We start from the raw sequence: 13,338 nt of genomic DNA on the forward strand, positions 1-13,338 counted from the left end.
TTTTGTCCAGCCCCAACGGAGAGCTGCCATGACCGATTCCCCCGACCGCGACGAACGCCACCTGGCGCGCATGCTGCGCAAAAAAGCCGTGATCGACGAGCGCATCGCCAATTCCCCCAATGAGTGCGGTTTGCTGCTGGTGCTGACCGGCAACGGCAAAGGCAAGAGCAGCTCGGCCTTCGGCATGCTGGCCCGGGCCATGGGCCACGGGATGCAGTGCGGTGTGGTGCAGTTCATCAAGGGTCGCCACAGCACCGGCGAAGAGCTGTTCTTCCGGCGCTTCCCCGAACAAGTGCGCTTTCATGTCATGGGCGAAGGCTTCACCTGGGAAACCCAGGACCGCCAACGCGACATCGCCGCCGCCGAAGCCGCCTGGGCTGTGTCCCGCGCGATGCTGCAAGACCCGACTATCGGCTTGGTGGTGCTGGACGAACTGAATATCGCCCTCAAGCACGGCTACCTCGATCTGGATCAAGTGCTAAGCGACCTGCAAGCTCGCCCTCCGATGCAGCATGTGGTGGTCACCGGCCGTGGCGCCAAGCCCGAAATGATCGAGATGGGCGACACCGTCACCGAAATGGGCATGCTCAAGCACGCTTTCCAGGCCGGTATCAAGGCACAGAAAGGCGTCGAACTTTGAATCAGCCTCGTCATTGCCCGGCCGTCCTGATCGCCGCACCGGCGTCCGGCCAGGGCAAAACCACCGTCACCGCCGCGCTGGCCCGCTTGCATCGCAACCTGGGGCGCAAGGTGCGGGTGTTCAAATGCGGCCCGGACTTTCTGGACCCGATGATCCACGAGCGCGCCAGCGGTGCGCCGGTGTATCAACTGGACATGTGGATGGTGGGCGAGCAGGAAAGTCGCCGTCTATTGTGGGAGGCCGCCGGCGAGGCCGATCTTATTCTGATCGAAGGCGTAATGGGCCTGTTCGACGGCACGCCTTCCAGCGCCGACCTGGCCCGGCATTTCGGCGTGCCGGTGCTGGGCGTTATCGACGGCACCGCCATGGCCCAAACCTTCGGTGCCCTGGCCTTGGGCCTGGCGCGTTACCAGCCGGATCTGCCGTTCGCCGGGGTGCTGGCCAACCGCGTCGGTACGCTGCGTCATGCGCAACTGCTCGAAGGCAGCCTCACCGAGGGCCTGCGCTGGTATGGCGCGCTGTCCCGCGAAACCGGGATCGAGTTGCCCAGCCGCCACCTGGGCCTGGTGCAGGCCAGTGAGCTGAATGACCTCGACCTGCGCCTGGACGCCGCCGCCCAAGCCTTGGGCAGTAGTTGCGAAGTGGCGGTGCCGCCGCCTGTCACGTTCGCCGCGCCGACGATCATCGAAGCCGAACCGCTGCTGGCCGGTGTGCGCATCGCGGTGGCCCGCGACGAAGCCTTCGCGTTTACCTACGGCGCCAGCCTCGACCTCCTACGGGCTATGGGCGCCGAGTTGCACTTCTTCTCACCGATCCACGACCGCGAACTGCCCGACGTCGACAGCCTCTACTTGCCCGGCGGCTATCCGGAGCTGCATCACCAGGCCCTGGCGCAAAACACTACGATGCTGGCCGCCATCCGCGCCCATCACGCGGCCGGCAAACCGATGCTCGCCGAGTGCGGCGGCATGCTCTACCTGCTGGACTCGCTCACCGATGTCGACGGCAACCGTGCCGAACTGGTGGGCCTGTTGCAGGGCGATGCGGTGATGCAGAAGAAACTCGCCGCCCTGGCCCTGCAAAGCGTCGAATTGCCCGAAGGCGTACTGCGTGGCCATACCTACCATCATTCCCTGACCAGTACCGAGTGGCAGCCGATTGCCCGTGGCCAAAGCCCGAATGGTGGGCGCGGTGCCGAGGCAGTTTTCCGACAGGGGCGGATGACCGCCTCTTACGTACACTTCTATTTCCCATCGAATCCGCCGGCGGTCGCCGCTTTGTTTGCCCCGAGCCGAGCTGAAACCCCCTCCACTGTGGGAGGGGGCTTGCCCCCGATAGGGCCATGACCGACAACGCTTTCCCCCAGGCCGACCGCGACGCCGTCTACCGCGCCATCGCCGAACGCCGCGATATGCGCCACTTCAGCGGCGGCAGCGTCGCTTGCGAGGTGTTGCAGCGCCTGCTCCAGGCTGCGCATCAGGCGCCGAGTGTCGGCCTGATGCAGCCGTGGCGCTTTATCCGCATCAGCGACCGCGTATTGCGTGGGCAGATTCAACAACTGGTGGAAGAGGAGCGAGTGCGCACCGCTGAGGCGCTGGGCGAGCGCTCTGACGAGTTTATGAAACTTAAGGTCGAAGGTATTAACGACTGTGCCGAAGTCCTAGTGGCGGCGCTGATGGACGATCGCGAGCGGCATATTTTCGGGCGCCGTACGTTGCCGGAGATGGACATGGCGTCGCTGTCCTGTGCGATCCAGAACCTGTGGCTGGCGGCCCGCGTCGAGGGGCTGGGCATGGGCTGGGTCTCGTTGTTCGAACCCCAAGCCCTGGCCGACCTGTTGGGGCTGCCTGCCGGTGCCAAGCCGCTGGCGGTGTTATGCCTGGGCCCGGTGGCCGAGTTTTACCCGGCACCGATGTTGCAACTCGAAGGCTGGGCCGAACCTCGGCCGCTGAGTGACATGCTGTATGAAAATGTGTGGGGACTGAGTCGATGAGTGTGGCCTTGCTGTGTGTCGCCGCCGTGGCGCTGGATGCGCTGCTGGGCGAGCCCAAGCGTTGGCATCCGCTGGTGGCGTTCGGCAATTTCGCCGGGCGCATCGAGCAGCGTTTCAACAGCGGCGGGCGCGGCTGGCGCAGCCATGGCGTCACCGCCTGGTTTATCGCGGTGGTGCCGCTGATGCTGCTGGCCACCGCTTTATCGTGGGCGCCCTATATCGGTTGGGTGCTGGAGATTCTCGCGCTGTACTGCGCCCTCGGTATGCGCAGCCTCGGCGAGCATGTGTTGCCGGTGGCCCAGGCGTTGCGCGGGGATGACCTTGATGAGGCGCGCAAACGCGTGAGTTATCTGGTAAGCCGCCAGACCAGCGAATTGGACCGCACCGAAGTCGCCCGCGCCGCCACCGAGTCGGTCCTGGAAAACGGCAGCGACGCGGTGTTTGCCGCGCTGTTCTGGTTTGTGATCGCCGGTGTGCCCGGTGTGGTGCTGTACCGCCTCAGCAATACCCTGGACGCCATGTGGGGTTATCGCAACGAACGCTTCGAACGGTTCGGCTGGGCGGCGGCAAAAATCGACGATGTACTCAACTACATTCCCGCGCGTCTGGTGGCGTTGACCTACGCCGTACTCGGCAAAACCGGCCTGGCCCTCAAATGCTGGCGCACCCAGGGCCCGACTTGGGACAGCCCCAACGCCGGCCCGGTCATGGCGTCCGGTGCCGGCGCCTTGGGCGTTGAGTTGGGCGGTGCAGCGATCTATCACGGTGAACTGCACCAACGTCCGCCACTGGGCGAAGGCCCGGCGGCGGATGCGGATGCCATCGAGCGGGGCTGGCAACTGGTGCAGCGCGGCGTATGGTTGTGGCTGCTGATCCTGTGCGCGGGGGCGCAATTCTATGCTTGAACATGGCGGGCGACTGCGTAAGGCATCCATTCAATATGGGATCGCCGAAGCCAATTGGCTGGATCTGTCCAGCGGCCTCGCGCCCTGGCCTTGGCCGATCCCCGAAATCCCGCTGCGGGCCTGGGCACGCCTGCCGGAAACCGACGACGGCCTGGAGCAGGCCGCCAGCGAGTATTACGGCTCGCCCCACTTGTTGCCGGTGCCCGGTTCCCAGGCCGCGATCCAGTTGCTGCCGCGCCTGCGCCGCGCCGGCAAGGTCGGCGTGGTGTCGCCGTGCTACGCCGAACATGCCGAAGCCTGGCGCCGCGCCGGTTACGTGGTGCGCGAGGTCCAGGAGCAGGAAGTGGACTTTTACCTCGACGGCCTCGACGTGCTGGTGGTGGTCAACCCCAACAACCCCACCGGTCTGAGCTTGAGCCCCCAACGCTTATTGGACTGGCACGCGCGCCTGGCCCAGCGGGGCGGCTGGCTGGTGGTGGACGAAGCCTTTATGGATGTCACGCCGCATTTGAGCCTGGCGGGTCAGGCCCATCTCGTCGGCTTGATCGTATTGCGTTCGTTCGGCAAGTTTTTCGGCCTGGCTGGAGTGCGCTTGGGCTTTGTCCTGGCCGACCGTAAGTTGCTCAAGCTGCTCGCCGATCAGGTCGGGCCATGGGCAGTCAGCGGGCCGACGCGGGTGTTGGGCCAAGTCTGCCTGCGCGATGCCGAAGGGCAGGCACGCCAGCGTGCGCGTTGCCTGGAGGCCGGTGCGCGTTTGTATGCGTTGCTTGAACAGCGGGGGTTCCAGCCGCAAGGCGGCTGCGCGCTGTTCCAATGGCTGATCACGCCGCATGCCGAACGCATGCATGAGTTCATGGCCCAGCGCGGCATCCTGCTGCGCTTGTTCGTCCACAACAGCAGCCTGCGCTTCGGCCTGCCGGACACCGAGGCCGATTGGCTGCGCCTCGACGAAGCCCTGGTCGCCTATAAGGACGCCACATGAGTACGCTGATGGTGCAAGGCACCACCTCCGACGCCGGCAAAAGTACTCTGGTAACCGCGCTGTGCCGTTGGCTGATTCGTCAGGGCGTTGCCGTTGCACCGTTCAAACCGCAGAACATGGCGCTCAACAGCGCCGTGACCGCCGAAGGCGGCGAGATCGGCCGCGCCCAGGCCGTGCAGGCCCAGGCCGCGCGGCTGGCGCCCCACACCGACATGAACCCGGTGCTGCTCAAACCCAACAGTGACACCGGCTCCCAGGTGATCATCCATGGCCGCGCCGTGACCAGCATGAACGCCGTGGCCTATCACGATTACAAAGCCATCGCCATGCAGGCCGTGCTGGCCTCCCATGCGCGACTGAGCGCGGCCTACCCAGTGGTCATGGTCGAAGGGGCGGGCTCCCCGGCGGAGATCAACCTGCGCGCCAACGACATCGCCAACATGGGCTTCGCCGAAGCGGTGGATTGCCCAGTGCTGCTGATCGCCGATATCAATCGCGGCGGTGTGTTCGCTCACTTGGTGGGCACTCTGGAATTGCTCTCGCCCAGCGAGCAGGCGCGGGTCAAGGGCTTCATCATCAACCGCTTTCGCGGCGATATTGCGCTGTTGCAGCCAGGCCTGGATTGGCTGGAGGCGCGCACAGGCAAGCCGGTGGTGGGGGTTCTGCCCTATGTGATGGATTTGCACCTGGAGGCCGAGGACGGCATCGACCGGCGCCAGATCGACAAAGCCGCGCAGGTCCTCAAGGTGGTGGTGCCGGTGCTGCCGCGCATCAGCAACCATACGGATTTCGACCCGCTGCGCCTGCACCCCCAGGTGGACTTGCAATTTATCGGCCCGGGCCAAGCGATCCCGGCCGCCGACCTGATTATCCTGCCGGGCTCTAAAAGCGTGCGCAGCGACCTCGCCTACCTGCGCGGCAATGGCTGGGACAGTGCCGTGGCGCGGCACTTGCGCTACGGCGGCAAGGTGCTGGGTATTTGCGGCGGCCTGCAGATGCTCGGTGAGCAGGTGCACGACCCCCTGGGTCTGGAAGGACCTTCCGGTTCCAGCGATGGCCTGGGGCTGCTGGCCTTCAGCACGACCCTGGAAGAAGAGAAGCAATTGCGCAATGTGCGCGGCCGTTTGCTGCTGGAAGACGTCGAGGTCAGCGGTTATGAAATCCATGCGGGGGTAACGTCCGGCCGGGCTCTGGCGAGCCCAGCCGTGCGCCTGGACGACGGCCGCCATGACGGCGCGCGCAGTGCCGACGGGCAGATCCTCGGCACCTACCTGCACGGCCTGTTCGAAACGCCGGCCGCATGTAGCGCGCTGCTGCGCTGGGCGGGGCTGGCGAATGTGCAGGAGGTGGATTATCACGCCCTGCGCGAGCGCGATATCGAGCGTTTGGCGGATCTGGTGGAGCAGCATTTGGATACCGATTTATTGCGCAGCCTGTGTGGAGTGGCCCCATGCACCAACTGATCCTCGGCGGCGCCCGCTCCGGCAAGAGTCGACTGGCGGAAACACTTGCGGTCGACACGGCGTTGCCGGTCATTTATGTCGCCACCAGCCAACCCCAGGACGGCGAGATGAACGCACGGGTGGCCTTGCATCGCCAGCGTCGTCCGGCGCACTGGGGTTTGATCGAAGAACCGATCGAGCTGGCGCGGGTGCTGCGTGAACACGCCGCCGCCGACCGCTGCCTGCTGGTGGATTGTCTGACCCTGTGGCTGACCAACCTGCTGATGCTCGAAGATCCGCAGCGCCTGGCGCTGGAGCGCGACCACTTGCTGGAGACCCTGGCCACGCTGCCGGGGGAGATTATTTTTGTCAGCAACGAGACCGGTCTGGGTGTCGTGCCGCTGGGCGAATTGACTCGCCGCTATGTGGATGAAGCCGGTTGGCTGCATCAAGCCTTGGCCGAGCGGTGTCAGCGCGTGGTGCTGACGGTCGCCGGACTGCCCCTGACATTGAAAGGTACTGCGTTATGACTGACACCTGGTGGCTCAACCCCTGTAAGCCTGTCGACACCGAGGCGTACGAAAACGCCTTGGCACGCCAGCAGCAATTGACCAAACCCGCTGGCTCCCTCGGCCAGCTGGAAGCGTTGGCGGTGCAACTGGCCGGCTTGCAGGGGCGAATCAAGCCTGCGGTGGATCAGCTGTGGATCGCGATCTTCGCCGGCGATCACGGCGTGGTGGCCGAAGGGGTGTCGGCGTTTCCCCAGGCGGTGACCGGGCAGATGCTGCACAACTTTGTCAGTGGCGGGGCCGCCATCAGCGTGCTGGCGCGGCAATTGGAGGCGTGTCTGGAAGTGGTCGACCTGGGCACGGTGACACCGTCCCTGGACCTGCCGGGTGTGCGTCACCTGAATATCGGCGCGGGTACGGCCAATTTCGTCGACAGCCCGGCGATGAGCGTCGCTCAGGGGCGGTTGGCGTTGCAGGCCGGACGTGACAGCGCACAGCGCGCATTGGAACATGGCACGCAGCTGTTTATCGGCGGCGAAATGGGCATCGGCAACACCACGGCGGCGAGCGCGCTGGCCTGTGCCTTGCTCGATTGCCGAGTCAGCGACCTCACCGGTCCGGGCACCGGCTTGAATGCCCAGGGTGTTAGTCACAAGGTGGCAGTGATTGAGCGTGCATTGGCACGGCATGCTGCCCAGCGCGGCGATGTGTTGCAGACGCTGTTCAACCTGGGCGGCTTTGAAATCGCCGCGTTGGTGGGCGCCTACCTCGCCTGCGCCCAGGCCGGCATCGTGGTGCTGGTGGACGGGTTTATCTGCAGCGTCGCCGCACTGGTGGCCACGCGTTTGAATGCGGCCTGTCGCCCGTGGCTGCTGTTTGGCCATCGCGGCGCCGAGCCGGGCCACCGTCATGTGCTGCAACACCTGGATGCGCAACCGTTGCTGGACATGGGCCTGCGCCTGGGCGAAGGCAGCGGCGCGGCGCTGGCGGTGCCGTTGCTGCGCTTGGCCTGTGCGCTGCACGGGCAGATGGCGACCTTCGCCGAAGCTGCCGTGGCGGATCGCCCGGCATGACCTTGCACCTGGACCTGCTGCGCCACGGTGAAACCGAGCTGGGCGGCGGCCTGCGCGGCAGCCTGGACGACGCGCTTACCGCCAACGGTTGGGCGCAGATGCGCGCCGCCGTGGCGCAACAAGGCCCGTGGGACCGGCTGATCAGTTCGCCCCTGCAACGCTGCGCGCGGTTTGCCGATGAACTGGGCGCCCAGCTCAACGTGCCGGTGAGTCTGGAAAAAGATTTGCAGGAATTGCACTTCGGCGCGTGGGAAGGGCAGAGCGCAGCGGCGCTGATGCAAACCGATGCCGAGGGGTTGGGGCGCTTCTGGGCCGATCCCTACCGGTTCACGCCGCCCGAGGGCGAGCCGGTTGAAGATTTTTCCCAGCGGGTTCTGGGTGCTGTCGCACGTTTGCATCAGGCGTATGCCGGTGAGCGTGTCCTGTTGATCAGTCATGGCGGGGTGATGCGTCTGTTGCTGGCCCGCGCGAGGGGGCTGCCTCGTGAGCACTTATTGAATGTCGAAGTCGGCCACGGTGGGTTGTTCAGCCTGCGTGTCGCCGCCGATGGCGCGTTGGGGGAAGGAAGCTGACGATGTTGCCGTTCTGGATCGCCTTGCAATTTCTGAGCAGCCTGCCGATTCGCCTGCCAGGCATGCCGCAGCCGCAGGAAATGGGACGCTCGTTGCTGTTTTACCCGGTGGTCGGTGGGGTGTTCGGTGTGCTGTTGTGGGGGCTGAGTATCGCATTGACGGGCGCGCCATTGCTGCTGCACGCGGTGCTGCTGCTGACTGCCTGGGTCTTGCTCAGCGGCGGCTTGCACCTGGACGGTCTGGCGGACAGCGCTGACGCCTGGCTGGGTGGCTTCGGTGATCGCGAGCGCACCCTCACTATCATGAAAGATCCGCGCAGCGGGCCGATTGCCGTGGTGACGTTGGGCCTGGTGTTGCTGCTCAAGTTCAGCGCGTTGGTCGCCTTGATCGAACAGCACAACACTGCGGCATTGATCCTCGCGCCGTTGATTGGCCGCGCGTCGATGCTCGCGTTGTTCCTGAGTACGCGTTATGTGCGTGCCGGCGGCTTGGGTCAGGCACTGTCGGAGCATTTACCAAGGGCTGTGGGGCAGCAGGTGCTGATCCTCAGCGGTCTGGCGTGCCTGCTGATCGGTGGGTTCAGCGGCGGGGTGGCAGTGCTGCTGGCGGCTATCGCCTTTGTAGGCCTGCGCCAATTGATGATCAATCGCCTCGGTGGCACTACCGGCGACACTGCCGGTGCGCTGCTGGAGCTGCTGGAAGTCGTGGTATTGGTCGGCTTGGCGCTGTAACACTTTCTTGCATTTGCTCAATCGCGGGTATATACACGTTCCATGCTTGCCTCCCAATGTTTATGCACCAACCTGCGACGTGCCGCCCGTGGCGTCAGCAGGCATTACGACGGCGCCCTCGACGGCTTCGGGATCAACGTTGCCCAGTATTCTTTGTTGAGCAACCTGCAACGCCTGGATCAACCGAGTATCTCCAGCCTAGCCGATGCGATGGGGCTGGATCGCAGTACCCTGGGCCGCAACCTGCGGGTGCTGGAAGGTGAAGGGCTGGTGCAACTGGTGGAAGGCGATGATTTGCGCAATCGCCTGGTGCAGCTCACCGCGGCCGGTGAAGCACGCCTGGCTGCCGCGTTGCCGGCCTGGGAAGCGGCACAGCAGAAACTGATCGATAAATTGGGCGCGCAAAAACGCGAAACCCTGTTGGCCTTGCTGGATGAACTCGCCTGAACGCGGGTTTGTTCGATAATAAGCGGGTATATACCCGCGAACGGAGAATAAGAAATGACCTCGATGTGGCGCACCAGTGGCTGGGTTCTTTTGGGGAGTGCGCTGATCCTGGCGTTATCGTTGGGTGTGCGGCACGGGTTCGGCCTGTTTCTCGCGCCGATGAGTACCGAATTCGGCTGGGGCCGTGAAACCTTCGCCTTTGCCATCGCCTTGCAGAACCTGATCTGGGGCCTGGCGCAGCCGTTCACCGGCGCGTTGGCGGACCGCTTCGGCGCCACCAAAGCGGTGTTTGTTGGCGGTGTTTTATACGCGGCGGGCCTGGTGCTGATGGGCATGTCCGATTCAGCGTGGTCGCTGTCGTTAAGTGCGGGCTTGCTGATCGGAATCGGCCTGTCGGGCACTTCGTTCTCGGTGATCCTGGGGGTGGTGGGCCGCGCCGTGGCTCCGGAAAAACGCAGCATGGCCATGGGCATCGCCAGCGCGGCCGGGTCGTTCGGCCAGTTCGCCATGGTTCCGGGCACCTTAGGCCTGATCGGTTGGCTGGGCTGGTCCGCCGCATTGTTGGCGCTGGGCTTGATGGTGGCGTTGATTCTGCCGCTGGTCAGCATGCTCAAGGATCGGCCGCTGCCGGTCATGGCCGGTCAGCAGACCCTGGGTGAAGCGCTCAAGGAAGCCTGCGCTCACTCCGGGTTCTGGTTGCTGGCCTTTGGGTTTTTTGTGTGCGGTTTCCAAGTGGTGTTTATCGGTGTGCACCTGCCGGCCTATCTGGTGGACCAGCATCTGCCGGCAACCGTCGGCACCACGGTGCTGGCGCTGATTGGTCTGTTCAATATTTTCGGCACCTATACCGCTGGTTGGCTCGGCGGGCGCATGTCCAAGCCGCGCCTGCTGACGGCTTTGTACCTGCTGCGGGCGGTGGTGATCGTGCTGTTTCTGTGGGCGCCGGTCACAGAGATGTCGGCCTACCTGTTCGGCATGGCCATGGGCTTCTTGTGGCTGTCCACCGTGCCGCTGACCAACGGCACCGTTGCGACGCTGTTTGGTGTACGCAACCTGTCCATGCTCGGTGGCATCGTGTTTCTGTTCCACCAACTCGGTTCATTCCTCGGTGGGTGGTTGGGCGGGGTGGTCTATGATCGAACCGGCAACTACGATTTGATCTGGCAGGTGGCAATTCTGTTGAGCCTGCTCGCCGCGGCCCTGAATTGGCCGGTGCGCGAGCGGCCGGTGGCGCGTTTGCAGGCGCAAATGGAGGTGGCATGAGTTCGACCTGGTATTGGCTCGGCGGCGCAGCAGTCATGGCGCTGTTGCTGGCGCTGGCCTGGTGGGGCTGGCAGCGCGGCGGTCTGGCGTTGATGCAACTGGGCATGTCGATCTGTTAAGTTCGATCCCTGAATTCTTAAAAGGATATTTCCCCATGCAGATGCGCTGGCTTGCAGTACCCGTGCTGATGGCGGCCTTTGGCGGTGTGGCGATGGCCGCCGACTGCCCACCCTTGCTGGAGGGGCAATTGCCGAAGTTGCGCGCCAAGGAGTCCATCGATCTGTGCCAGCGCTTTGCCGGCAAGCCGCTGGTGATCGTCAATACCGCGAGCTTCTGTGGTTTCGCCCCGCAGTTCAAAGGTCTTGAGGCACTGTACCAACGCTACAAGGACCAGGGCTTGGAAGTGATCGGCGTGCCCTCCGATGATTTCAAGCAGGAAGCCAAGACCGGCGAAGAGACGGCCAAGGTCTGCTACGTCAACTACGGCGTGACCTTCACCATGACCGAGCCGCAGAAGGTCAAAGGCCCGGACGCGGTGCATTTGTTCAAAGTGCTGGCGCAGCAGAGCAATGCGCCGAAATGGAATTTCTACAAATACGTGATCGACCGCCAGGGCAAAGTCATCGCCGATTTTTCCAGCCTGACCAAGCCGGACAGTCCGGATCTGATCGAGGCGGTGGAGCAGGCGCTGGCCTCCAAACCCTGATCGACACCCATTGAAAAGCCCCGCCTCGTTTGCAGGAGAGCGGGGCTTTTTTACGCCTCGGTGAAATCAGAAGCGATAGGTCATGCCAAGCCCGAAACCATTGGCGCTGTTTTCGTACTTGGCGTTGTAGCTGGCCAATTGGTTGGAGCGCGCAATCTTGACGTCTTCTTCCTTCAGGTAGGAGTAGGCCACGTCGACCGTCATGTTTGGCATGACCTCGTAACCCAGGCCCAGGCTGAAGATGGTGCGGTCACCGGTAGGAATACGCGGCGAACGGTCAGTGTTGTTGGTCGGCGACTGGTCGAACGTCAAGCCGGTACGCAGTACCACCTGCTTGGTCAACTGATACGACGTGCCCAGGGCGTAGGCCCAGGTATCGTGCCAGTTCTGTTCTTCCTTGATGGTGCCGACCAGAGCGGGGGCCAGCGCGCCGCCCGTTGCGCCACCCACGAGGCCTTCGTTCTTGACTGTGATGTCTTTCAGGCGGCTCCAGCGGGTCCATGTGGCACCGGCATAGAGTTTCCAGGCGTCGGTCAGGTCTTGAGTCACCGACAGGTCGTAGGACTCAGGGGTATCGATCTTCAGGGATGCGTCGTAGCGGTTGCTACGCAACAGGCCCGAAGTAGCAGTCGGTGCGCTCACCTCGGTGTGGCCGTCCAGCTTATAGCTGACTTTGGAGTGGTAGGTCAGGCCCACGCGAGTGGTATCGGTGGCTTGTACCAGTACGCCGACGTTGAAGCCCAGCGCGGTGTCATCACCTTTGATCTTGATGTTGGTGTCTGGCGCCGCTGGGTTGAACGACAGGTCCGATTCCAGGGTACCGGCGATGCGGTTGATGGTCGGGCCGAAACCGACCGAAACGCGATCATTGAAGGCGTAGCTGACAGTCGGTTGGAAAGTGATGACTTTCACTTCGCTGTTGCTGCCGAAGCTGCGGCCCTGGAAGCCTTTTTCGTAGTCGGTCACCAGGCCAAACGGTGCGTACACGCCAAAACCGACAGCCCACTGATCGTTGAGTTTGTTGGTGTAGAAACCGAAAGGCACGGCAGTGAAAGGCACCATATCGCCTTTGTTGCTGCCGCGAGAGCGGCCGCTGACGTCGCTGATATCGGTGGAGGCATCAATGGCTGCTACGCCGCCAGTGATTTGCTGGCCATTCAGGCGAGCCATACCGGCAGGGTTGCCGTAAACAGTGCTTGCATCATCGGCAGTGGACGAGCGACCTGCGAAGCCCGTACCCATCCCGCTGACACTCTGTTCGTTGAGTGCGAAACCGCTTGCGAACAGTTGGGAGGAGGCCATGGCAACGGCGAGGCTAAGTGTGGTCTTGAGCATTACTTTTTTCATTATTAGAACTCCGTGGTGATCACCGCTGCGGAAAGTATCAATAAAATACACAACGCGCTACAGGCTGTAATACTGGAGATAGAGCTGTTTTGTAGGACAATCCGACCAAAATTCGCGTTTTTTGCCGAATCTTGCAAATTGCCCGGTCAACAGGCCATGTGTTTCTTGGGCGAAACACAGGTTTGCCAGGCTTGGGTGAAATCTCGCAGTCTCCCTTGAGGGTGAAAAATTTCTTTCCAGATACGCGCCATGCCTAAAACATCGCCGGGCGGTGGCAGGGCGGCGGCATGTTGTTCCACCAAAAGCCAAGCGATGGCGGTGGCGTAACGCAGGTTGACGGTGAGTTCAAGCTGAGGAGCGCTGAGAAACGCGTGCTGGCTGGCCAAGCCGCGCACCAGGCTGGCCCGGTCAGGGTCCAGCGCCAAATAGGTGTCCCACAGGGCGCGATGGCACGGCTCGGTAATGCTGTACAGGCCGTGACCACGCCGATCATGCAGCGCCGAGCCCAATTCGGATTGGCTGGCGGCGATACCCAGCAGCAGGGATTCCGCGTTCGGGTCGTGACGGCCGAGGTACATCAAGGTCGGCCGGATCACATATCGACACAATTCGCTGGCAGCGATACCCATAAACGTCTCAATCCATAAAAGGGGTAGGCGAGGCCTGAGACAGTAAGGGCTTGGCAGCGGTGGATCGGATCTCAGGCTCGCCGGAAGCGGATCATGCCG

The 13,338-nt window shown here is 63.4% G+C and carries 16 protein-coding genes; 14 read left to right on the forward strand and 2 right to left on the reverse strand.

Features of this window, described 5'->3' with window-relative positions:
* Window positions 1-28: 28 nt before the first annotated feature.
* From cobO to ABX75_RS00955, 14 genes are read left to right on the forward strand one after another with little or no spacing between them, the layout of a single operon-like run.
* Window positions 29-640, forward strand: coding sequence for a cob(I)yrinic acid a,c-diamide adenosyltransferase (cobO, locus tag ABX75_RS00895; RefSeq protein ID WP_034099587.1), 612 nt, complete (start codon window positions 29-31; stop codon window positions 638-640).
* The gene (locus ABX75_RS00900; RefSeq protein ID WP_047881305.1) at window positions 637-1,986 is read left to right on the forward strand and encodes a cobyrinate a,c-diamide synthase; all 1,350 of its coding nucleotides are present in this window, start codon (window positions 637-639) and stop codon (window positions 1,984-1,986) included. Before cobO ends, ABX75_RS00900 begins: the two co-directional genes overlap by 4 nt.
* Entirely contained in the window at window positions 1,983-2,633 is a 651-nt protein-coding gene (gene bluB, locus ABX75_RS00905) for a 5,6-dimethylbenzimidazole synthase (RefSeq protein ID WP_047881306.1), read from the forward strand. The genes ABX75_RS00900 and bluB overlap by 4 nt, the downstream gene beginning before the upstream one ends.
* Window positions 2,630-3,538 carry an adenosylcobinamide-phosphate synthase CbiB gene (gene cbiB / locus ABX75_RS00910; RefSeq protein ID WP_047881307.1) on the forward strand — a complete coding sequence of 303 codons (909 nt, stop codon included), beginning with the start codon at window positions 2,630-2,632 and terminating at the stop codon, window positions 3,536-3,538. Before bluB ends, cbiB begins: the two co-directional genes overlap by 4 nt.
* The gene (gene cobD, locus ABX75_RS00915) at window positions 3,531-4,520 is read left to right on the forward strand and encodes a threonine-phosphate decarboxylase CobD (RefSeq protein ID WP_034114763.1); all 990 of its coding nucleotides are present in this window, start codon (window positions 3,531-3,533) and stop codon (window positions 4,518-4,520) included. The genes cbiB and cobD overlap by 8 nt, the downstream gene beginning before the upstream one ends.
* A complete protein-coding gene (locus ABX75_RS00920) occupies window positions 4,517-5,983 on the forward strand; it encodes a cobyric acid synthase (protein ID WP_047881308.1) in 1,467 nt (488 codons plus the stop codon). The genes cobD and ABX75_RS00920 overlap by 4 nt, the downstream gene beginning before the upstream one ends.
* The gene (cobU, locus tag ABX75_RS00925; protein ID WP_047881309.1) at window positions 5,971-6,492 is read left to right on the forward strand and encodes a bifunctional adenosylcobinamide kinase/adenosylcobinamide-phosphate guanylyltransferase; all 522 of its coding nucleotides are present in this window, start codon (window positions 5,971-5,973) and stop codon (window positions 6,490-6,492) included. The genes ABX75_RS00920 and cobU overlap by 13 nt, the downstream gene beginning before the upstream one ends.
* Window positions 6,489-7,544 carry a nicotinate-nucleotide--dimethylbenzimidazole phosphoribosyltransferase gene (gene cobT / locus ABX75_RS00930; RefSeq protein WP_047881310.1) on the forward strand — a complete coding sequence of 352 codons (1,056 nt, stop codon included), beginning with the start codon at window positions 6,489-6,491 and terminating at the stop codon, window positions 7,542-7,544. Before cobU ends, cobT begins: the two co-directional genes overlap by 4 nt.
* Window positions 7,541-8,116, forward strand: a complete 576-nt coding sequence (gene cobC / locus ABX75_RS00935; protein WP_047881311.1) for an alpha-ribazole phosphatase family protein — start codon at window positions 7,541-7,543, stop codon at window positions 8,114-8,116. Before cobT ends, cobC begins: the two co-directional genes overlap by 4 nt.
* 2 nt (window positions 8,117-8,118) lie before the next feature.
* Window positions 8,119-8,847, forward strand: a complete 729-nt coding sequence (locus tag ABX75_RS00940; RefSeq protein ID WP_034099571.1) for an adenosylcobinamide-GDP ribazoletransferase — start codon at window positions 8,119-8,121, stop codon at window positions 8,845-8,847.
* A 42-nt stretch (window positions 8,848-8,889) separates the two neighbouring features.
* Entirely contained in the window at window positions 8,890-9,294 is a 405-nt protein-coding gene (locus ABX75_RS00945; RefSeq protein WP_034099569.1) for a MarR family winged helix-turn-helix transcriptional regulator, read from the forward strand.
* 54 nt (window positions 9,295-9,348) lie between these two features.
* Window positions 9,349-10,557 carry an MFS transporter gene (locus ABX75_RS00950; RefSeq protein ID WP_034099567.1) on the forward strand — a complete coding sequence of 403 codons (1,209 nt, stop codon included), beginning with the start codon at window positions 9,349-9,351 and terminating at the stop codon, window positions 10,555-10,557.
* Entirely contained in the window at window positions 10,554-10,676 is a 123-nt protein-coding gene (locus tag ABX75_RS29595) for a hypothetical protein (RefSeq protein ID WP_256203843.1), read from the forward strand. The genes ABX75_RS00950 and ABX75_RS29595 overlap by 4 nt, the downstream gene beginning before the upstream one ends.
* A 35-nt stretch (window positions 10,677-10,711) precedes the next feature.
* On the forward strand, window positions 10,712-11,263 hold the full coding sequence (locus ABX75_RS00955; RefSeq protein ID WP_034114756.1) for a glutathione peroxidase: 552 nt from the start codon (window positions 10,712-10,714) through the stop codon (window positions 11,261-11,263).
* Window positions 11,264-11,329: 66 nt separating this feature from the next.
* Here the strand turns inward: ABX75_RS00955 and ABX75_RS00960 are convergent, their stop codons facing one another.
* Window positions 11,330-12,610, reverse strand: a complete 1,281-nt coding sequence (locus tag ABX75_RS00960; protein ID WP_047881312.1) for an OmpP1/FadL family transporter — start codon at window positions 12,608-12,610, stop codon at window positions 11,330-11,332.
* A gap of 146 nt (window positions 12,611-12,756) precedes the next feature.
* Window positions 12,757-13,239 carry a hypothetical protein gene (locus ABX75_RS00965; protein ID WP_040269040.1) on the reverse strand — a complete coding sequence of 161 codons (483 nt, stop codon included), beginning with the start codon at window positions 13,237-13,239 and terminating at the stop codon, window positions 12,757-12,759.
* Window positions 13,240-13,338 lie beyond the last annotated feature (99 nt).

The organism is Pseudomonas sp. ARP3, assembly GCF_001029595.1.
Classification (GTDB): domain Bacteria; phylum Pseudomonadota; class Gammaproteobacteria; order Pseudomonadales; family Pseudomonadaceae; genus Aquipseudomonas; species Aquipseudomonas rhodesiae.

Coding starts and splice junctions, on each gene's coding strand:
- cobO (WP_034099587.1), top strand. CDS start 29: ATGACCGATTCCCCCGACCGCGACGAACGCCACCTGGCGCGCATGCTG.
- bluB (WP_047881306.1), top strand. CDS start 1,983: ATGACCGACAACGCTTTCCCCCAGGCCGACCGCGACGCCGTCTACCGC.
- cbiB (WP_047881307.1), top strand. CDS start 2,630: ATGAGTGTGGCCTTGCTGTGTGTCGCCGCCGTGGCGCTGGATGCGCTG.
- cobD (WP_034114763.1), top strand. CDS start 3,531: ATGCTTGAACATGGCGGGCGACTGCGTAAGGCATCCATTCAATATGGG.
- ABX75_RS00920 (WP_047881308.1), top strand. CDS start 4,517: ATGAGTACGCTGATGGTGCAAGGCACCACCTCCGACGCCGGCAAAAGT.
- cobU (WP_047881309.1), top strand. CDS start 5,971: ATGCACCAACTGATCCTCGGCGGCGCCCGCTCCGGCAAGAGTCGACTG.
- cobT (WP_047881310.1), top strand. CDS start 6,489: ATGACTGACACCTGGTGGCTCAACCCCTGTAAGCCTGTCGACACCGAG.
- cobC (WP_047881311.1), top strand. CDS start 7,541: ATGACCTTGCACCTGGACCTGCTGCGCCACGGTGAAACCGAGCTGGGC.
- ABX75_RS00940 (WP_034099571.1), top strand. CDS start 8,119: ATGTTGCCGTTCTGGATCGCCTTGCAATTTCTGAGCAGCCTGCCGATT.
- ABX75_RS00945 (WP_034099569.1), top strand. CDS start 8,890: ATGCTTGCCTCCCAATGTTTATGCACCAACCTGCGACGTGCCGCCCGT.
- ABX75_RS00950 (WP_034099567.1), top strand. CDS start 9,349: ATGACCTCGATGTGGCGCACCAGTGGCTGGGTTCTTTTGGGGAGTGCG.
- ABX75_RS29595 (WP_256203843.1), top strand. CDS start 10,554: ATGAGTTCGACCTGGTATTGGCTCGGCGGCGCAGCAGTCATGGCGCTG.
- ABX75_RS00955 (WP_034114756.1), top strand. CDS start 10,712: ATGCAGATGCGCTGGCTTGCAGTACCCGTGCTGATGGCGGCCTTTGGC.
- ABX75_RS00960 (WP_047881312.1), bottom strand. CDS start 12,610: ATGAAAAAAGTAATGCTCAAGACCACACTTAGCCTCGCCGTTGCCATG.
- ABX75_RS00965 (WP_040269040.1), bottom strand. CDS start 13,239: ATGGGTATCGCTGCCAGCGAATTGTGTCGATATGTGATCCGGCCGACC.